Origin of the sequence: Nostoc sp. (assembly GCF_036917555.1) — a bacterium.
GTDB lineage: Bacteria > Cyanobacteriota > Cyanobacteriia > Cyanobacteriales > Nostocaceae > Nostoc.
Window position 1 is genome coordinate 47,233 of the sequence record NZ_JBALDD010000020.1, and the last position, 20,223, is coordinate 67,455.

At 41.6% G+C, this 20,223-nt stretch carries 16 protein-coding genes; 5 read left to right on the forward strand and 11 right to left on the reverse strand.

The features are described 5' to 3' along the window. Positions 1–220: 220 nt before the first annotated feature. Positions 221–2,047: a molybdate ABC transporter permease subunit gene (gene modB, locus V7K60_RS07000; protein WP_334924091.1), complete on the reverse strand. Its 1,827-nt coding sequence runs from the start codon at positions 2,045–2,047 to the stop codon at positions 221–223. 274 nt (positions 2,048–2,321) lie between these two features. On the opposite strand from modB, the gene V7K60_RS07005 reads away from it, so the two are divergent. After that, positions 2,322–4,388 carry a potassium channel family protein gene (locus V7K60_RS07005; RefSeq protein WP_334924093.1) on the forward strand — a complete coding sequence of 689 codons (2,067 nt, stop codon included), beginning with the start codon at positions 2,322–2,324 and terminating at the stop codon, positions 4,386–4,388. Positions 4,389–4,576: 188 nt separating this feature from the next. On the opposite strand, the gene V7K60_RS07010 is transcribed toward V7K60_RS07005, so the two are convergent. Further along, positions 4,577–5,479 carry a class I SAM-dependent methyltransferase gene (locus V7K60_RS07010; RefSeq protein WP_334924095.1) on the reverse strand — a complete coding sequence of 301 codons (903 nt, stop codon included), beginning with the start codon at positions 5,477–5,479 and terminating at the stop codon, positions 4,577–4,579. A 248-nt stretch (positions 5,480–5,727) separates the two neighbouring features. On the opposite strand from V7K60_RS07010, the gene V7K60_RS07015 reads away from it, so the two are divergent. Both V7K60_RS07015 and V7K60_RS07020 read left to right on the forward strand, forming a co-directional pair. Continuing rightward, positions 5,728–7,236, forward strand: a complete 1,509-nt coding sequence (locus V7K60_RS07015; RefSeq protein ID WP_334924097.1) for a hydroxysqualene dehydroxylase — start codon at positions 5,728–5,730, stop codon at positions 7,234–7,236. 145 nt (positions 7,237–7,381) lie between these two features. Beyond that, complete coding sequence (locus tag V7K60_RS07020) at positions 7,382–7,747, forward strand: DUF6464 family protein (RefSeq protein WP_334819380.1); 366 nt, start codon at positions 7,382–7,384, stop codon at positions 7,745–7,747. Positions 7,748–7,792: 45 nt separating this feature from the next. On the opposite strand, the gene fmt is transcribed toward V7K60_RS07020, so the two are convergent. Next, positions 7,793–8,797: a methionyl-tRNA formyltransferase gene (gene fmt, locus V7K60_RS07025; RefSeq protein WP_334924099.1), complete on the reverse strand. Its 1,005-nt coding sequence runs from the start codon at positions 8,795–8,797 to the stop codon at positions 7,793–7,795. Between the two features lie 973 nt (positions 8,798–9,770). On the opposite strand from fmt, the gene V7K60_RS07030 reads away from it, so the two are divergent. Next, positions 9,771–11,105, forward strand: coding sequence for a hypothetical protein (locus V7K60_RS07030; protein WP_334924101.1), 1,335 nt, complete (start codon positions 9,771–9,773; stop codon positions 11,103–11,105). A 274-nt stretch (positions 11,106–11,379) separates the two neighbouring features. Here V7K60_RS07030 and minE read toward each other — a convergent pair whose 3' ends face one another. The 7 genes from minE to V7K60_RS07065 all read right to left on the reverse strand — a co-directional run bounded on the left by minE (position 11,380) and on the right by V7K60_RS07065 (position 16,759). After that, entirely contained in the window at positions 11,380–11,676 is a 297-nt protein-coding gene (minE, locus tag V7K60_RS07035) for a cell division topological specificity factor MinE (protein ID WP_322674880.1), read from the reverse strand. A 36-nt stretch (positions 11,677–11,712) separates the two neighbouring features. Then, the gene (gene minD / locus V7K60_RS07040) at positions 11,713–12,519 is read right to left on the reverse strand and encodes a septum site-determining protein MinD (RefSeq protein ID WP_104908781.1); all 807 of its coding nucleotides are present in this window, start codon (positions 12,517–12,519) and stop codon (positions 11,713–11,715) included. Positions 12,520–12,691: 172 nt separating this feature from the next. After that, complete coding sequence (minC, locus tag V7K60_RS07045; protein WP_334924103.1) at positions 12,692–13,732, reverse strand: septum site-determining protein MinC; 1,041 nt, start codon at positions 13,730–13,732, stop codon at positions 12,692–12,694. A gap of 189 nt (positions 13,733–13,921) precedes the next feature. After that, positions 13,922–15,244 carry a four-carbon acid sugar kinase family protein gene (locus tag V7K60_RS07050; protein WP_334924105.1) on the reverse strand — a complete coding sequence of 441 codons (1,323 nt, stop codon included), beginning with the start codon at positions 15,242–15,244 and terminating at the stop codon, positions 13,922–13,924. A gap of 56 nt (positions 15,245–15,300) precedes the next feature. Next, complete coding sequence (locus V7K60_RS07055) at positions 15,301–15,963, reverse strand: hypothetical protein (RefSeq protein WP_334924107.1); 663 nt, start codon at positions 15,961–15,963, stop codon at positions 15,301–15,303. Between the two features lie 40 nt (positions 15,964–16,003). After that, positions 16,004–16,498: a DUF29 domain-containing protein gene (locus V7K60_RS07060; RefSeq protein ID WP_334924109.1), complete on the reverse strand. Its 495-nt coding sequence runs from the start codon at positions 16,496–16,498 to the stop codon at positions 16,004–16,006. Positions 16,499–16,594: 96 nt separating this feature from the next. Then, a complete protein-coding gene (locus tag V7K60_RS07065) occupies positions 16,595–16,759 on the reverse strand; it encodes a hypothetical protein (RefSeq protein WP_334924111.1) in 165 nt (54 codons plus the stop codon). 441 nt (positions 16,760–17,200) lie between these two features. Here V7K60_RS07065 and V7K60_RS07070 point away from each other — a divergent pair, with 441 nt between their 5' ends. Further along, complete coding sequence (locus tag V7K60_RS07070; protein ID WP_334924113.1) at positions 17,201–18,340, forward strand: Gfo/Idh/MocA family oxidoreductase; 1,140 nt, start codon at positions 17,201–17,203, stop codon at positions 18,338–18,340. 209 nt (positions 18,341–18,549) lie between these two features. Here the strand turns inward: V7K60_RS07070 and V7K60_RS07075 are convergent, their stop codons facing one another. Further along, complete coding sequence (locus V7K60_RS07075) at positions 18,550–19,839, reverse strand: Glu/Leu/Phe/Val family dehydrogenase (RefSeq protein WP_334924115.1); 1,290 nt, start codon at positions 19,837–19,839, stop codon at positions 18,550–18,552. Between the last annotated feature and the right edge of the window lie 384 nt (positions 19,840–20,223).

Below are 20,223 nucleotides of genomic sequence, written 5' to 3' on the forward strand. Positions count from 1 at the left end.
ACTCCAGGGTAGACTCATCAACTGTAATATTTTGGAAGCCAGCTAACTCACATTTTGCACCAAATGACTGGAAGTTGCAGCTATACAGACAAAACCCGCAGAGGCGGGTTTGAAGCTATTGCTTGCCATAATCATCCTATGTATGGTCAAATAACTAATCTATAACTGCCGCCAAGTTTTCCATTATTACAGCTTCGTTGCCTCCCGTGCATCTCTGCGTTCACTCCATCAAAATCAACCGCAGAGGATCTAAACGCACATACCAAGGAAAAGGTTGATCTTTCATCGTCGCCCATTTTTCTTTGAAGACTTCAGCTTGCAGATGATAATCTTGAGAATTCTTGCCAGCCGAATGTAGTTTGAGAAATAATGTCATTCTATGAGGCGTTTCACTTGTTCCTACTAGCCAGCAGGGAAAGGTATTTTCCTGTGATGAGTCGTTGGTAAAGATAATTTGATGGGCACGAATGCCGACGTGCGATAATTCACTCTTGACTGGTTCAACGACTTGCAGAGTACAACCCCAATCAATCGCTTCTACCTGTTGCGATGACTGGAGAACAGCACGAGAGAAGTTTTTGCATCCGGTAAGTTGGGCAACACTCACAGTAGCAGGATGCTGGAAAATATCGTATTTGCTGCCATAATGAACGGCTCTACCATGCTCCAATACCAACAGATTTGGGCAAATCCGATAAGCTTCTTCCATATTATGAGTGACAAATAAAGTCACACCTTGGTAATCAGCCAGAGTTTCTGTCATTTGCTGCTCTAATTGACTACGCAAATGGGTGTCAAGTGCCGAAAACGGCTCATCCAAAAGCAATGCTTCCGGCTGACTAGCCAATGCTCTTGCCAAAGCTACCCGTTGTTGTTGACCCCCAGAAAGTTGGTGCGGATAGCGATCGCCTAATCCCTGCAACTGCATCGCTAATAATTGTTCTTCTACCTGCACCCTAATACTCCCAGCAGATAGTCCTTTGGGCAAGCCAAAAGCGATATTTTGCGCCACACTCATGTGCGGAAAGAGAGCATAATTCTGCACTAAAAAACCGATGCGGCGATCGCGGCTAGGTAAATTAATTCCTTGCTCTGAGTCAAACAAAACTCTGTCATTTAAAACTATGCGCCCGATTGTAGGCGTTTCTATCCCCGCAAGGCAGCGCAAAATCATGCTCTTACCTGCTCCAGAACCTCCCAATAATCCCAAAGGTTGCTCATCAGTACTGAAAGCAACTTTTAAATCAAAGCTAGGAAGTATTTTTTCAATGTTGACAAACAATCCACCAGATTCAAAGCTAGTGTGCGGAGTATAAAGAATTTCTCCCCCTGTCCCCTGCTCCCGTTCGGCTACGCTCACGGCAAGCCTGCTCCCTGCTCCTCTCCTCTTTTCTCTCAATTCTTGCCAGAAGTTGACTGCAATAATTCCAGATAGAGAAATCACCATAATTGCGATCGCCCAAAACCAAGCCTCGTTCATTGCTCCCGCTTCCACAGCAAAATAAATCGCCATTGGGATTGTCTGCGTTTGTCCGGGAATATTACCAGCGAGCATCAACGTCGCGCCGAATTCTCCTAAAGCACGCGCAAAAGCGAGCATTGTGGCGGCGACAATGCCGGGTAGTGCTAGAGGTAAACTAATACGCCAAAAGATTGTAGTTTCAGTTGCACCAAGGGTTCTAGCGACTTGTAGTAGATTACCATCTATTTGTTCAAAGGCTCCCAGTGCAGTTTTATACATTAAAGGGAAAGAAACTACCGTGGCTGCGATCGCAGCACCATACCAAGTAAAGACGATGGTGAAGTCAAAAGTCTCCATGAATTTCCCTACAGGGCCATTTTTACCAAAAAATAGCAGCAACAAGAAACCGACAACTGTGGGCGGTAAAATCAGGGGCGCAATAAAGATACCCTCAATCAACGATTTACCTTTGCCACGATATCCCAGCATCCAGTAGGCAGCAGCGATACCCAAGAAGAAGGTGATAAATGTGGCAAGTAACGAAGTTTTGAGTGATATCCAAAAAGGCGATAAATCCAATGGCATAGTTGCGTAGGGAAAAATTAGCTCAACTAATCCCTAATTTACCAACTTTAGCTTTAATATGTTGGAAAAAGTTGGTAAAATACATCACAATTAATCAAGGAAATCCCAAAAACTAGCCAAACTTTTAACAAAATTCGCATTCAGTTGGGTATCAAATGTCATAATTCGATACGGTTTATTATCATTTGATACTTATCTTAAAACCAGCTGGTAAAATTGTTGGGAATTACCGAAGCGTAAAAACTTAGCAAACACATCCTGTTAGCAGTATCTAATGCTACCGTCAACAGAAAGTGCATCCTCCTTCTACCAGCAATCAAAAAAACCCCAAGACCTTTTCTTAGTATGCGGACTCAAAAGTTTAGGGCAACATTGCGTTGCAATCCTCAAGGAATACGATGTCAAAGTCAGCGCCATTGAGGATGTGCAGCCCGAACATTGGGAAGTTCCAGAAGTACCTAACTTACTAGAAAAGCTAATCATCGGAGACTGCCGCCAGCCAAATGTTTTAGAGCAAGCAGGTATATCTCAGTGTCGTTCAATACTTTTAGTTACCAGAAATGAACGGATAAATATAGAAGCTGCCTTTGCAGCACGGCGTCTTAATCCGCACGTTCGCTTGATTGTACGTTCTGACAAACAAAATTTCAACAAACTCTTGTGGGAAAATCTTGGCAATTTTGTTGCCTTTGAACCTACTCATCTTTCAGCCCATGCCTTCGCTCTGACAGCCCTTGGTTCTGAAGCTATTGGATATTTCACCTTAGAAGGGCAACTGTTGCAAGTGATAAAGCACCAGGTACAAGCGAAGGATAGCTGGTGTAATGGCAAGCCAGTACATAGACTCAATCTGACAACTCGCCGCATCTTGAGTCACAAACCTGTTGCATCTAACCCAAGCAAAGAATTGTTTGGCTGGAACCCAGAGGCAGAAGTGCAGGTAGGAGACACGCTAGTTTACATTGATGTTGCATACGATTTAGCTTTCTCTGAACAACGCCGACAATCTCATAACCAAAAGTGGCGGTGGCAACAGTTTATCCAAAGCATCACAGCGAAAAATCTCAAGGAGAAAATAGCGCAATTTTGGCAATCTTACTATCAAAGCCAAAATCAAATCCGGCGAATTGCGACAATCTATGCAATTACTGTACTCATCCTGTGGCTTGTTGGAATAATTCTTTATCACTTATATTATCCTGACATCACCATCCAAGAAGCTTTCTATGCGACAGCAGTTTTGCTCCTGGGAGGATACGGAGATTTATTTGGCGGTGTTGAGTTTGCATCACAATCAAAACCCTCAGACGATATTCCTTGGTGGTTGAGGTTTTTTAGCCTGGGACTGACGTTGACAGGTCAAGCTTTCGTGGGAGTATTATATGCACTGCTGACTGATGCTCTTGTCACTTCAAGATTCCATTTTTTCAATTCTCGTCCTCCCATACCACAACGCAACCATCTGGTAATTATTGGCTTAAATCGCTTGGGACAAAAAGTGGCTGCTCTTTTGCAAGAACTCAACCAGCCGTTAGTAGGAATTCATCCTACCATTCTCGACCAAGAAACTTTACCCGACATGCCCCTTATCGTTGGTAATGCTACCGAAGCATTTACGAAGGCGAATCTCTCCCATGCCAAAAGCATCATTTTAGTTGGGGACGATAATATGGAAAATCTGGAAATTGGTTTGATGGCTCATGCAATGAACCCCGCCACTACCTTGATTATCCGCTCTCAAGACCGCCAATTTAGTGATAATGTCGCCCCTCTGTTCCCTTATGCTCAAGTTATATGTGGTGCAGCTTTGTCGGCAGAAGTCTTTGCTTGTGCTGCTTTTGGAGAAAATGTTCTGAGCTTGTTTCACTTGAATGAGCAAATAGTCATGGTGACAGAATACAAGATTGAAGATGGCGATACCTTGAATGGGTTGCTTTTATCTGAAATAGCTTCTGGCTACAGTGTTGTACCGATTCTCTACCAGAAATATCAGCGAGACAATTACTCTTTAATGCCTTGGTATGATGTTAAGCTTGATGCTGGCGATCGCTTGATTGTTTTAGCTACAAGCAATAGTTTGCAGCGAATTGAATGGGGTGAAATGCTGCCTCGTCTTTGGCAGGTGCAGATTGAAAAAACTCTAACTACAAATGCCATTATCTATGGTGCTGAAGAGATAGTTTTGATTACAGGATGTAGTTCCACTACCGCTAGGCAATGGATGAATAATTTGCCTAGAGTGTTGCCGATACCACTTTATAAACATCAAGCTCAACGTCTTGTGCGCGAGTTAACAAAAGTGCAAGTTTTGGCAAATGTTATCTATATTGAGCAACCTTAAATCTCCCATATCTAGAAGTCATATCATCTGTGGAGAATTATTGGAGTTTAGACTAAATAATCAAACTCAAAGCAAAAAATAAGAGACAAAATTCATAGGCATTTATTGTAAAAATAAAAGCACAACAATGTTGTGCTTTTATAAATTATTTTTATTCAGTTCATTGTGACAACCAGAGAGTTTCTTAATTAGTCCAGTTGAGTACTGTAGGCACTAAAACCGTAAGCCAAAGTTTCTTTTAAATTATCTGATGGCTTGAGACTTCTGTTGATAGCATTAGCAAACGGCACTGGAATTCCTTTGATGGTTTCCGGCAAAATTGCATACTCTGCTGTTGGTTCGACAATATATTGTGGACACTTCGCTTTCATCCCAGCAGTAGCTAACATTTCTTCTATTTCAGCAGATGAATATTGCTTGAGATAAACTGGATTTCTCACAAAGGGGTTCAGCCTTCTGATAAAATTATGGATAATATGAGAAGGACAAGACTTATTGTGAAAGGAATGATTAAAAACAAAAATTCCACCAGGTTTTAGCACACGACATATATCAGCCAATAAATTTCTTAATTGGGCATCTGGGATATGCATAAAGACGCAGTTAGAAATTACCAAATCTATAGAATTATCTTCTAAAGGCAATGTTTCAGCAGAAGTGCAAATCAAGTTAAATTCAGCTTCTGGGAAAAAGTTGTATTCTTGTTTAACCTTGATTAACCGTCGTAATAAAGGTTCAGAAATATCAATGCCGTAATATTTCTCACATCTCAGATTTTTCGCTTTAGAGAGATGTAAAGGTGCGCGACCATAACCAGAACCAATTTCCAGAATAGAACCGACAGATTTATTCAACGGAAATTTGTTCCAAGTACCTCCAGGCGTACCAGTTAGCAGAGTGTAATCTTGTTTAATGGGCGATGTCGCTGCAATTTTTTCAATTTTTTGGGAACCATAGTATGTTTTACCAATTGTGTCCCATGTTTTTTTATGTTGAGTATTAGTTAATTGTTCATAGTCACTAGGAAAATAAATTCCATCTCGTAATTCAAAGTCATTTAGACTAGATTTTACATTTGCTAATTGAGACATTATGATTATCCTCATCAATAGTGAAGTCTGTTTTCTGTTATACTCTTAACTCAGCATTAACCGCAAGTGATTTTTACTGAACGGCTTTCCCTAAGCCTTTTTTAAAGGCTATAACTATTTTAAATTCTATGGAATGTGCTAGCACGCCTATTGCATCCAAGTGAAAACCGCTATAATAACAACCCTTGCCCGATTAGAACACAAGTTCGTATACATTAGTTGATGGACTGCAACAATTGGAGGCTGCGATGGTAGGAGGGTTACAACAAAAACGGGTGGTAGTTGTAGGTGCTGGTTGGGCTGGTTTAGGAGCAACCTACCATTTGGCAAAACAAGGTTATGATGTGACACTTCTCGAAGCAGGCCCCTATCCTGGTGGATTGGTGGCAGGTTGGCAAACATCTGCCGGAAAATCTGTTGAAGCTGGCATTCATGGGTTCTGGTATCCTTACAAAAATATTTTTTCTTTAATCAATGAATTAGAAATTAATCCTTTTACTACTTGGACTCGTTCTTCACAATATTCGCCAGCAGGTTTGGAAGTTGAATCACCAATTTTTCAAGATTTACCGCGACTCCCCTCGCCACTGGGAACTTTTCTCTACACTCAGTTTAAGCGGCTGCCACTAATTGACCGTCTTAGCGCCCTGCCTTTACTTTATTCTGTCGTTGATTTTGACAATTCTGATGCAGCTTGGCGGCGCTATGATTTTGTAACTGCCCGTGAATTGTTCAAAGATTTTAACGTTTCTGCACGACTTTACCGCGAGGCTTTTGAACCGATGTTATTAGTGGGCTTGTTTGCCCCTGGTGAACAGTGTTCAGCCGCCGCAACTTTAGGGATGCTTTACTTTTTTATTCTGGCTCATCAACCCGATTTTGATGTGGTTTGGTGTCGGGGAACTGTTGGAGAAAAGATATTTCGTCCTTGGGTGGAACGTATCGAAAAAGCTGGTGTGCGAGTGTTGCCCAAACGCCGGGTTACAGATTTAATTGTTGATAGTAATCAAGTTAAGGGTGTGGTTTGTGGTGATGAAGTTTTTGATGCAGATGCCGTGATTTTTGCGGTTGGAATCACAGGGATGAAGAAAATTGTCTCAACTAGCCCGAGTTTACAAAGTCGTGAAGAATTCCGTAATTTGAGCAATTTAGGAGCAATTGATGTTTTAGCAACGCGACTATGGTTTGACCGTAAAATTAATATTCCTCGTCCTTCTAATGCTTGTTTTGGATTCGACACAACTACAGGTTGGACGTTTTTTGATTTGAATGCTTTACATGATGAATATCGAGATGAGCCAGGAACAGTGATTGAAGCTGATTTCTATCACGCGAATCAGTTTCTGGGTTTGAGTGATGAGGAGATTTTAGCAATAGTTCAGGGTTATTTAGCAACTTGTATACCAGCATTTGAGGAGGCAAAGATAATTGATAGTAGTGTAATTCGTCTACCTCAAGCAGTGACTCACTTTGCACCTGGCAGCTATCGTTATATGTTGCCCGCTAAGACAAGTTTTGAGAATGTATTTATGAGTGGGGATTGGATTGTGAACCGTCATGGTTCCTGGTCACAGGAAAAGGCTTATGTTACTGGTTTGGAAGCGGCAAATTTGGTGGTGTCTTATTTAGGAGAAGGTCAGCCATCTGAGATTTTAGCTGTAGAAGAGGATGAAGTGCATATCCAAGTGGCGCGATCGCTCAACCAAACTTTGCGTAAATTGAGTAAATCTATCCTGCCTAACTTCTGGTTGCCGTAATCTGTAGGGTAGCACAGCAGTGCATCCCTACTGTATGTATATTTTTCGCAAATTTAGTTAATCATTAATTGTAATTTAAATTCGGTAAGCTAAAGAAAGCGATCGCGATACCATCCTTATAATGTAAATCAAATCACATAAGCTTATGGAGCCAGACTCTTTACAAACTGAGGTGATTCTGACGCACCCGCGTGAGTCCCTTGGTAGAGTGCAACTTGATTGGACACCCCAACCCGGAAACTATCTCGATTTTCAAGGTAAAACCTACGCGGTTTTAGAGCGCCGCCATAGATACAAACTTCAAGCTGGGCGCTACCGCTTGCATAATATTGCCATTTATGTACAGTCTGCTAAACGACCATCTGAGAAAAGTTTGGTAGCGGGACGTTGGGTAATCGGTGATGCTACCTGCTGTTACAATGCTCATTCAGAACTCATTCGCTGTGCAGTTAACCCAGATGGCCCTTGCGAATCTTGCCGCTTTTATGAAAAGTTAGAAGTTACAAGTTAAGAGTGAGGAGTTAAAAGTTATTCTCCCTCATCTCTTCCATCTCCGTCAGCTTCCCGTACCAAAAACTTCTCCTACAGTTAAGCGCGTACCATTAACAAAATCCCATCCCGACTGGGGACGTTTACCGGCTAACTGAACCTCTCGCAACAGCAATAAACCTTCCCCAGTTTGGACAATCGCACCAATTCCTTTGACAATGCTGACTACAATTCCCGGTTGATCTGATACATTTGACAAATACGGCAATTTATGTATTAATTCTTGTAATTCTGGTGGGAGATCGCGATCACTTACAGAACCAAGAGGAGCAGAAGCGGTGATTTTCAACAGGTTGTTACGAAAAGTAGCCGTGCAGTTAGGGTAAAAGCCTCTGATTTGATTGTGTAATTGGATCGCGCTTTTTGACCAATCCAAAGCATAATCTGGTTTTTGAATCAGAGGTGCATAAGTAGCTGCTAAATTATCTTGAGGGATTGGTTGAATTTCTTTACGTTCCAACTTCAACAGAGTTTCCACCAACAAATCCCCACCAATCGTTGCTAGTCTATCGGCTAAATCTTGGGCATTATCCAGTAATCCAATGGGTGTAGTGGCTATTTGGAGCATTGCGCCAGTATCCATCCCCACATCCATTAACATGGTGGTGATCCCCGTTTCTCTCTCACCGTTATACAAACACCACTGAATCGGCGCAGCACCGCGATATTTGGGTAAAATCGAACCATGTACATTAATGCAAGCCAATTTCGGCATATTTAAGATTTTTGCCGATAAAATCTGTCCATAAGCGACAACAACAAACACATCTGCATCTAATTGTTTGAGTTTGCTTAAAGTTTCAGTGTCTTTTTTCACCCGTTCGGGTTGCCATACTGCTAAATTGTGAGCAGTGGCGATCGCTTTTACTGGTGTTGGTGTAAGTTTATTTCCGCGTTCCCGGCGTTTATCTGGTTGGGTGACAACCGCCAGTACCTCAAATTCTGAACGATTCAATAACTTTTCCAAGGTGGGTACAGCAAATTGAGGTGTACCAAAAAATACAATTTTCATTAATAATTGTTGTTAGTCGTGAGTCATTAGTTAATCGTAAGTGCGCCCCTCATAACTGACAACATTTAAGTTGCATGTTCAAACAGAATGCACTAAGCCAGCATCTAGCAGGCTACTGGATTCGGGACGGTAGTTGCAAAACACAGTTGTTCGCTGTAAATAATATTCGCTGTTTGGTGGTACAATATTTTCGTATTCATGAAACAAAAGGCTGCTTGATTAACTTAGTTGTTAAGTTAACAAGTGTAATAGCTAAGTATTAGCCGCATTTGCCTCTAGTGAACCTAATCACTTAGTGGTTTTTCGTTGTGAGTCGCTAGAGCATCTACCAAGTGAATTTTGTTGTGTTCCCAATCGTCTTCCCGAAATTGGCTTTAAATGTAGTTAAATTTCCAAAAAAATATTGCGTCTTCTAGCTATTTTTGTAGTTTAGATAGCAATTTATAACTTTGGGTTGCTGATAGCAATATCTTCTGAGTATGATGTATTATGCGTCAGCTTTCCCAGGTTTTTAATTAACGCCTCACGTTTACGATCATGAGGGTTTGCGCTGTTATATTTAGTGTGTAACCTAGCTTATTTGCTGCGTACTAGCGATCGCTAGTACGATCCCCGATAACTAAGTTATCTCACTCTTGTTTGCCAGCCTGATTCCTCAAACTATACCCGAAATATTTCTTAACTAAGACTTATTTTTGGTGTGGTGGAATATAGCGACATTATATATCGTGTAGTAATTACTGAGTTCTCAGCATATTTACTATACTCGCATATTTTTGCCAAAAAATATTCAGTACCTCAGTAAGAAAAGGTGTAGACAATGATACTTAATTTTTGTAAAAATCTGCAAACTTTGAAGATATTATTTCGTCATGACTTTTAGTTTCTTGTTATACATATAACTACCACCTGCTCCATTGCTGTTGATGTATTGCTTCTCACATAGCAATTGCCCCCTCTAGAGAGTCTACAAATGCTTAAACCCCTTTTGCTGTCAGGATGGTTCCGCACACAACCATTTCTCAATTACGTTGTTGCTGTGATACTACTTGCACCTTTATTAGGAGCATCGGCTCACTCGATCCCAGTAAGATCCGAAGTACATAAATTAACTTCGATGGCTGGAGAATCTGACTCTGTATCAAAGGAAATAGCTGTAGTTGAGGAATCTGAGATAGCTGAAACATTAAAAACAGATCAAATCGAATCGACAACAAAAGAATTTGACTCTGTGCCAACACAAAGTACTGCTGTTCAGGAACCGCAAGTATTACCAGCAGATAAAATTGAGTCTTCGGCTAAAGTAGATAATTATCTGTCAAGCAGCGATTTAGATTTAAGCGATGTAACTGTTCCCGATTCTTTGGCAGCAGTTGAACTCGCACCATCAACAGATGTTCCTATTAGTCAACTTAATTTAATACGCAAACTTAAAGCTGCTAATGTTAAGTCTTTGAGAGGACAAGAAAATTATCCTTCTAGAGAAAAGTCTTTTACTGAATCATTGACAGCAACTCAAGTAGCACCAGCTATTAGAGAATCGCAATCAACCACAACTACCGAAATACCTGTTGTGGAATCAGTTGATGAGTCCCAAGCAGAACAAATAGATCCCATCGGTAGTCCTCATCCGATTCCTTGGAAATGGATTACAGCAACTCAAGAAGCTATTGCTTCTAATGGTGGTTCTGGAGTGCGTCACTATCGCAGCGTACCCGTGATTTCTCCAGATGGTAAATATGCTGTTTATAGTCGGGTGCAACTGGAGGTCAAACCCCAAATGTACAACAGCCGTGTCACCAGCGTTCTGTTTGTCCAAGATATGCAAACTAAGAAATTGTGGGTGATGGCTTCAACGACTCCAGTTAGCGATCCTTTATTAAAGGTAAAGGCTGTAAAAGCGGAGTCTTCAGAAGAAACCGATACGAGCGGTAAAATTGGGGTACTAGTTCCAGTTAGCTGGTCAGAAAAAGGCGATCGCTTCCTAGCACGCAAGTTTGATGGTATATTTAACACGGGTGATTCTACAGATAGTGCAGTGATTTGGGATCGGCAAAAAAATCACGCTAACACAGTAGCTCCTGTTATTGAGGAAGAACATGAAAAAGTTGCCGTATTGTTAGGCTGGAGTAAAAGCCAACCGGATCGCGTGTTATTCCGTGCAGGGGAATTGGGCGAGGAAAACTGGCCATTAATGCAAGTTGCTAATGATGGTAAGACTATCACTACAACAGACAGCGATCGCCCCATTACTTTTGGTAAAAAGGTGACAGAAATTTGGGCAGGGCCACAAGTTGCTTATCGATAGTTTATAGAAAATCTTATAAACTCCCGTTGTCGCTTGTGATGACAACGGGATTTTTTTATCCCTGTTTTAAAAGAGTGACAGAAGTTGGATATCTTCAATTCCTACTGTTCGGATCGGACAAATCCGTATTTTAAATCAGCAAATATAATATCTGTCAAATCACTGATAGAAAGCAGTTTTTAGTAGGGACTTTAGTCCTTAAAACTAGTACTAAAGTCCTGAATACGAACAAACAATTTGACTACATCATAAATAAAAATACTTAAAAACAAAACTAAAGAGACTTATCACCTCTTTCCCACTCAGGTATAGCACCCTTCACCCGGCGGATGGGCAAGTTAGCAATTAAAGCTGTGGTTCGTTGGTTGCTTTCTAAAGAGAACTCTAAACCCTCTGTCTCAACTTCAACATAGCGACAGACTACATCTAGGATTTCTTTGCGCATTTTTTCCAACGTTTGAGGGTCTATATCAGCGCGATCGTGAGCAATCACCAATTGCAGGCGACGTTTAACTTGAGTTCGACTGCTATCAGGGCCGCGAAAAAAAAGTTTTTCTAGAAGTTCAATCATTACGAATAGGTCTGGGGCGGAGACTGGAAAGGTAAGTTAAACAATCTTTGTCCTGAACAACCTTCGTATACGAGCGAAGATGCTGTCTTGGGACGAGTCGATCTCCAGAAATTCGACACTTTCCCCTTCTAGTCTACGAGCAATGTTCTCAAAGGCTGTAGCAGCTAAAGAGGGATTTTCTGCTAACACTAAGGGTTCGCCGCGATTGGTAGATACAATAACACGCTCGTCGTCAGGGATTACCCCGATGAGGGGAATGGCGAGAAGTTCCTGAACATCTTGCACTGACATCATATCATTTGCCTGCACCATTGAGGGTCTGATACGGTTAATTATTAAATGAACACGCTTGATACCTTGTGCTTCAAGTAACCCCACTACCCGATCGGCATCACGAACTGAAGAAATTTCTGGGGTGCTAACAACTAGCGCTTCTTTGGCCGGGCCGATCGCATTCTTAAACCCATTTTCAATACCGGCTGGGCTATCAATAATCACGTACTGATATTTTTGCGCTAGTGCATTCACCAATAACTTCATCTGTTCGGGTGTGACTGCATCTTTGGAGCGATTTTGGGCTGCCGGCAGGAGTACGAGATTGGGTTGGCGCTTATCTTTCACCAAGGCTTGTTCTAAACGGCACTCTCTGGCTAAGACTTCTACCGCAGTATAAACGATGCGGTTTTCCAGCCCTAAGAGCAAATCCAAATTTCTCAGACCAAAATCCGCATCAACCAAAGCAACTTGACGCCCCATTTTGGCTAAAGCCATACCCAAATTTGCTGAAACTGTGGTTTTACCCACTCCTCCTTTACCGGAGGTAATCACAATAATGCGAGTCATGATAGAAATGCGGTCAATGAGGGTTCAGGAAATATAAAACAGTAAATTGCAGTATAAAGTATGAAGTATCGTATCAAGTATGAAGAAATATCTGTTCTCCCTGATGAGGGTGAGGTATGAATATTTGTCTTATTTCATCCTTACTTATATACTTCATTCTTTAAGTAAATATTTATGGTTCTTGATTGCTCTTGGTGAATTGATTTCTGGAAAAATCAGTCGCCCTAGCGATACGGATTCCTTGGGGCGTAATATGTGCCACCTCTGGAGAAAACTGTATTGGCACTTTTTCTGGTGCTCTAGCTACAGCATCTGCAATCCGCAGTTGGGTTGGTTCCATTTGCAAGGCCATAATTAGACACTCACTATTGCCTCCAGCCCCAGCATGAGCAATTCCACGCAGACGACCCCAGATAATAATATCTCCATCTGCAATTACAATACCACCTGGATTTAAATCTCCCAAGAGAATTACTGTCCCAGGATGACGAATTTCTACTCCAGAGCGGACTGTCATTTCTAAATAGAGGGCATCTTCTTGGGGGATCGCTGTAGCTGTTGGCTCAGAATTCAGGGAAGTTACGGGCTGCAATTGTTCTACTGAATACCCTAATGTCACGGCAGCGATCGCAGTTTGCCGCCGACTCGTCGAGACAGATATCAGTTGGAGTTGGACTTCACTTAAAGCTTCGGCGAGTTCTTGGAGTTGTCTGGCATCTACTAAACGGTCTTGTGCCATTAAATGCACAGGTGTATTAGATACACGCAAGCGATCGCCTGCACTCAGACGTTGCCTTATTTGTTGCCAAATATCAGACCAAGTGAGTTCTGAGGCAGATACTTGAGATTCCGAGGGCAAAATTAATAAAAGTCGTCCCTCCTTACTTTTTAACTGGACTTGACTATTATCATTTACACGATGCCCTGGTAATGCTAACTCATCGGGATTTAAGTCAGTCAGGATAAAATCCGATCCGGCATCAGTATTTGACTCTACATCTGGGTTAGCAGAATTTGACTCTACATCCCCAAGAACAGTATTTGATTTTAAATAAAGGAGGACAGATTTTAACTCAGCATCCGGGAGGATAGAATCTGACTCTACATCAGAAACAGTAGAATTTACCTCTATCTCAGAAAGGATAGAGTTTGATTCTGCATTAGGAAGTGCAGAATTTGACTTTAGATTGGGAATCGCAGAATCAGAAGTCATGCAGTACTAGCCAAAAGACAACAGATTTTAAATTTTAGGTCGCACCTTTGGTGCGCTGACAGCGCAACTTGGATTTTGGATTTGTGTCACTGACAAGGGGTGTTGGCGTAGCGGGATATTAGTCCGACATTAACCAAAAGACTCTTTAATCTAAAATCGTTCGACTGAGCGTAGCCGAAGTCTAAAATCTCAAATTGGTACGGTCAACCTCTGATAAACTGTCACCAAGGCATCAGCATCGCCGACATTACCTGGAAACAGCACTACAGGCAAATCAGGAAACTGGGGATGATCGGATGACGTTAACACCATTGAACAACCAGCTAAAATTTGACCGAGTAAACGGGCTGAAGTTAAAGCTAGTCCAGTACTCAAGACATCGTTTGAAGTAATGCCACCCTTGCTGATTAAGAATCCTATATCAGATGGTAAACCGCGCACAATATCCATTAATAAACTTGAAACTTTTTCCCCAAACTCCAATCGTGTCTTGACATCTTTAAAATTTAGTTCCTGACGGCTAGTATAAACCACTGGTGTTTTGCCAGCTTCGTGTGCCGCCCGTATGCTTTCTTGGATTTCAGTTAGTAATGCCGCAGATTGATTTGCATCATCAAGTAATCGTGCTACATTCACTTCGATTCCTACAGTTCCTTCTACTTGCAACAGCGCCTCTAATTGCTGGGTAGTCTTTTTCACATGGGAACCAACAATCACTGCACCTGGTTTGCCTTGGCGCACGTACTGCACCATGTTTTCGGCGGCAATTGGTTGGGGTGGTAAAGCAGCTAAAGCCGTTAAAATACTTGCTGCACTGCGAAACAAAAAGCGTTTCCCTTGACTTGCGGCTGCTAATATATCTACTGCAAAGCGGTTGAGATCGGCTTGAGTTTCACCATCGACGACAGCGCACTGATTACCATGAAGTTGTAACAATCGTTCCAAACTACCAGCGCGAATATCGGATAGGAGAAACCTTTCTACAGCTTCGGCACTAATTCGTCCTTGAGTTTTTTCTTCGACATACTTGGGTAAGTAACTGTGATGGTAGCTGAAGACAGAATCACGGGCAAATTCGGTTTCATGGACTGGGGTGGGTACACCGCCAATAATCAAGTAATGCACGCTGTCGCGGGTGATGCGTCCACCGTCAAAAAATGCTGGTACGAGAAAATGAGCATCAAAGGGGCCAAGTTCTTGTGCGATCGCATCAGTTTCAATGGGATAATGTCCCCGCAAAGTAGAATCAGAACGGCTGACAATCAGAAAATCGTCAATTCCTTCAGCATTCAAAGCGATTTTTAAGTTATGGCAAACTTCTTTGGTGATAGATGCAGCTGACTCTGGCGTTAGCGATCTAGTATTAGTCAGCACAAAGAAAATCGGCGAATCATCCTGCAAACCGATGCGTAGAGTGTCCACATCCCAGTGCATTAGCAGCAAGCAGCTGTGGACTGTTTGAGAACCTGTAGGGTCATCATCCAGGACAATTATTTTTGGTTTGTTGCTCATTTAGGTCAACGGGGCGATTGTTTTTTAAGAAAGTCATCAGCAAAGAAAAACTCTACTCAGCCTTTATGCAATTTTCTGATTTCTGCTTGTACATCGATTGCAATTTGCAATGATTGATTTAGCAGTTGAGCATATTCGCCTGCTTGACTACTAACTTGTAAAGCTCGCAGACTGGCTAAATTATTCACAAATAACTCTTGGTTATTAGCAAGCAATTTTTTATTATCTCGCAAAATTCGTTCCGTTTTCAGAGCGCGGACTAAATCTTCTCTAATTAGTTGCAAGGCGGCGGTTACTTTATCTCGGTCATGGATACTGCTTTCTACGTTTCCTGATGCTGCCAATTGGTCATTAATATCGATGGCAGCAACCAGGTCATGATATTTATCAACTTCATCTAAAAGTATTGTCAGTCCTTCAGGACAGGTTAATTGTCGCCACAGCCATCGCCCCACTAATATCGGCATTGGCACTAAAATTAGTAAAAGAATTCCTAGTCGAACTGAAGAACCAATTGTTGGCAGAATAATAAATGCATAAACAAAGCCCACAATTATTGGCGTTAGCGCCAGCGTCACTAGCATTTCATTGATAAAAAACCCTAATCGCTTTTTGCCATCTCGCAAAACCGAGGGACGAAAAACGTCTTCTGGATCGAATCCAGTCAAACGTCTCAGTTCCCCTTTACTAATTTCCAAGCCTATTAAGTCCGGCTGCACGTCTGCATACTCCTATGGAAACCCAAGTTGCGTATTCATTTTAATCGGGTTTACCGTGATGATTGTGGTTATATTCAGGAAACCAGTTCTCATCTAAGATTTGTTCTAAAGAGCCAATGGGTATAAAAGGAAATATGTCAATGGCAAGTTGAGAGCGATCGCTTGCTTCTGTCCTTGCATCTTGATAACATTTATCAAATATTTCTAAGATGTAAGGCTTAAGACTAGGACTATCTTTGAGTTCATCCTTAATATCTCTACGGAATGTCCTAATTTCACCTTTACAGTACCCTTCATTTCGCTCTCGTTCTACATTCCAATATATGAGCTTAAGCAGATGTTCAAAAAGTCGAATTAACAAACTTTTCACTGTTCGCTTCTGGCTCCTGCCCATATCTTCCAACTCTTCAATTAAGTTATTTAAATCCACAGATGAAAACTGACTAGTGCGAAGTTGGTTGATGGTTGTCCTGAGCCAAAGGTAATAATCTTGGTTATATAAAGTCTGAGTTATTGGTTGTATTTCGATCACCATACACTTGTTAAACTCCTATTATTTGTATTATACACTGTGTATTTTTTACACCAATTTTGCTTCAGGTTGTGAATACTCAGAATTGCCTCCAATCTCTCACCAAAATAAAAATACTCCCTGTGACACCATCATAATAAAGAAAGTTAAGTTGTTGGTTGATTGATTATATAAGCGACTGGTCTGTGCGGAAATCTTCAGTTGGTGTTCCAGGTTGGGATCGTAGCCTTGGGCTGCTAATGCTCCATACTCAGTATCCATCATGCCAAGGTTATGAATTTCAGTTAGAGTGCAATACCAGAAATATTCCTTAAGTTTGAACTAAAGCTTACTGAAAGAATGAGGTTTTAATTTACCAAGTCACTGAGAATATACGAGATATCATTCATCAACCTCCAAATTCTCAGCCCTATAAATTGATTATTAGTGAAGGGAAAAGATAGCTAAAACTAAAGCAACAGACATTCTTTCATTAATTGAAGCAGATAAACAGTTAGCCATAACTTGCACGTAATTAACGCTATGTGCGACTTATTGTTAAAACCCCGCTTCCATTCCTCTCCCCGAAACAGAGAGAGGCTTTGATTCTTTCTCCCCAACGCTAGTAGGGAAGGGGTTGGGGGTTAGGTTTGAGAATAAAGTTGCACATGGCGTTAATTAGGGCATTAAAATTACCAAGCTATTCATTCATCATGAGGTATAAAAATGACTGCTACAAATGATCAGCGTAAAATTCGTTATGCCGTTGTTGGTTTAGGTTGGTTTGCCCAACAAGCTGCCTTACCTTCCTTTATACACACTGAAAACTCGGAATTAGTCGCACTGGTTTCAGATGACCCCACAAAAAGCGAAGAACTGAGCAAAAAGTACGGTATTAACCATACTTACTCTTACGACGAGTATGAAGATTGTCTGGCAAGTGGCGAGGTTGATGCAGTTTATATTGCGCTGCCCAATCACTTGCATTGCGAGTACACTGTGCAGGCTGCTAATCAGGGAATTCATGTGTTATGTGAAAAGCCAATGGCAGTAACAGAAGAAGAGTGTGAGACAATGATTAAAGCTGCCAATGACAACAATGTGAAGCTGATGATTGCCTACCGCTTACATTTAGAAGAAGCCAATTTACAAGCAGTTGAAATTGTCCGCTCAAAGCAAATTGGTGAACCACGAATTTTCAACTCGGTTTTTACTCAGCAAGTAGAAGAAGGCAATATTCGTTTAAGAGATGCCACAGGTGGCGGCACGCTCTATGATATTGGCATTTACTGCATTAATGCTGCACGTTATATATTGCAAGATGAACCAATTGAAGTATTTGCTGTAGCTGCCAATAACGGAGAAGAACGCTTCAACGAAGTAGAAGAAATGACTAGTGTCATTTTGCGTTTTCCCAATGAGCGATTGGCAACATTTACCTGTAGCTTTGGAGGGGCAAGTGTTTCGACTTATCAGATTGTAGGTACTAAAGGCGATTTACGAGTAGAACCTGCTTATGCTTGGCAGGGAGAACTGAAGCATTACCTAACCATTAATGGTGAAACCCAAGAGCGTACTTTTGAGGATCACGATCAACTAGCTGCTGAATTTACCTACTTCTCTGATTGTATTCTGCAAGATAAAAACCTAGAGCCATCTGGAACGGAAGGATTGATTGATGTTAGTATCATTCAAGCACTTTATCACTCAATTGAGACGGGTAAACCTGTGCAGATCCAAACTCGCGATGCCTGCGGCGGTAAACTACGCCATCAACGTCCTACATCGGCTCAAACTATTGAGCATCCTCCTGTTGACGAGACACCAGACTTGATTCATGCTGCTGCACCTTCTGGGGAGTCGTAAAGTAGCTTTAAAATATCCTTGACCAAATAATATCAGCTTGGTGAGACAAGTTACTCTGAGTAGTTGGTTAAAGGTAGGCAAACTTGCGCCACAGTGTAGTAGTCATGTTATAGCGATCGCTCAATAAAAAAGGCAGATAAATCACTGTCGGTTCAAGTAAAATTACTGCCGACAATGATCTATTCTGCCCCATAAACAACTAAAACAAACTAAGGATAAAGACCTCTGTCAGTCAGTGCCTGCGCGACTCTACCTACCCCCAGTGTGTAAGCTGCTAACCTTAAAGAAATTTGGCGCACCTGCGACTGATGAATTACCTTGCGGTACGCTTGTACCATCAAATGTTCCATTTCGCGGTTGACGCGCTCCTCATCCCAAAATACGTAAGAAAGACCCTGCACCCACTCTAAATAACTGACTACTACACCGCCAGCATTTGCCAAAATATCGGGTAGCACTGTCACACCCCGTGCCTCTAATGCCAAGTTAGCCTCAAGAGTAACCGGGCCGTTAGCTGCTTCTGCTACAATCTGCGCCTGCACCTGATTCACATTTTCTTCAGTGATTTGGTTCTCCAAAGCAGCTGGTATTAAGACTTCGCAGGGTAAAGTTAATAAATCTGCATTGCTAATTGGTACAGATTGCGGGAAACCCACAATACTCTTGCGATTTTCAGCGGCGTAGACTTTTAACTTGGGAATATCAAGACCAACTTCGGAGAATATTCCCCCAGCACCAGTTGAAACCGCGATAATTTTCGCGCCTGCTTCATATAATAATTCTGCTGCGGCACAGCCGACGTTACCGAAACCTTGAATAGCTACTCGCACTCCTGCCAAGGATTTACCTCGATCTACTAGCGCCTCACGTACAGTAATCATCACACCACGTCCAGTTGCCATTTCTCGCCCCAGAGAACCACCAATCGAAAGGGGTTTTCCAGTTACAACTCCTGGTACAGCATGACCAACATTCACAGAGTAAGTATCCATCATCCAAGCCATCTCACGGGCAGAAGTACCCATATCTGGTGCAGGAATATCTACGGAAGGCCCAATATCTTTAATCAATTCGCTGATATAACGGCGGCTGATTCGCTCTAATTCATCAACACTGTAGCGTTTGGGATCTATAGCAATGCCACCCTTCCCACCACCGTAAGGAATACCTAACAAGGCACATTTCCAGGTCATCAGCATTGCTAAAGCGGATACTTCGCGCAATGTCACAGCCGGATGGTAACGAATTCCGCCCTTGTATGGGCCTAAGACATCAGAGTGCTGTACCCGATGTCCGGCGAGAACCTGTATTTCCCCATCATCTAGCTTCACCGGAATGGAAACCGTGACAACCTTACGCGGGTGGCTGAGAATTTCTAGTAAACCCTGATTTAAATTTAATTCTTTAGCTGCCGCCTCTAAGTAGCTACAGGCTTGGTCAAATGGGCATATATGCGCTGGAGAAGAAGGTTCTGACAGCAACAGCGATTTTGAAATCATAAAATTTTCTCCTAATCACGGTATCTTTACGAACCGGATATCATCTGTATTTAGCTTATCCTTTTTTTTCCAAAAAAAAGACTTTTGTAGTTTTTGTTACAGTTTTATATTTTATGTTCTGATAGAGCTGTAAAGCAGTATGCGGATTAATGGACTAATAGATTCTAGATAGTCCGCTTTGTTAGATAATTCCAAAAAATAAATTATTCAATCTTGTGGGGATTTCCTTTAAGAATTCAGGTTCAACATTACTTAAAAAATTGCCTTTATTAAAGCAAAAAATAATTTACGTATATATACGTTTAAAAAGTCTACTTTTGCATGATTAATATGTAACAAATAATATGGGATAGCTACTTAAGCTAGTGAATCAAGTTTAAAAGT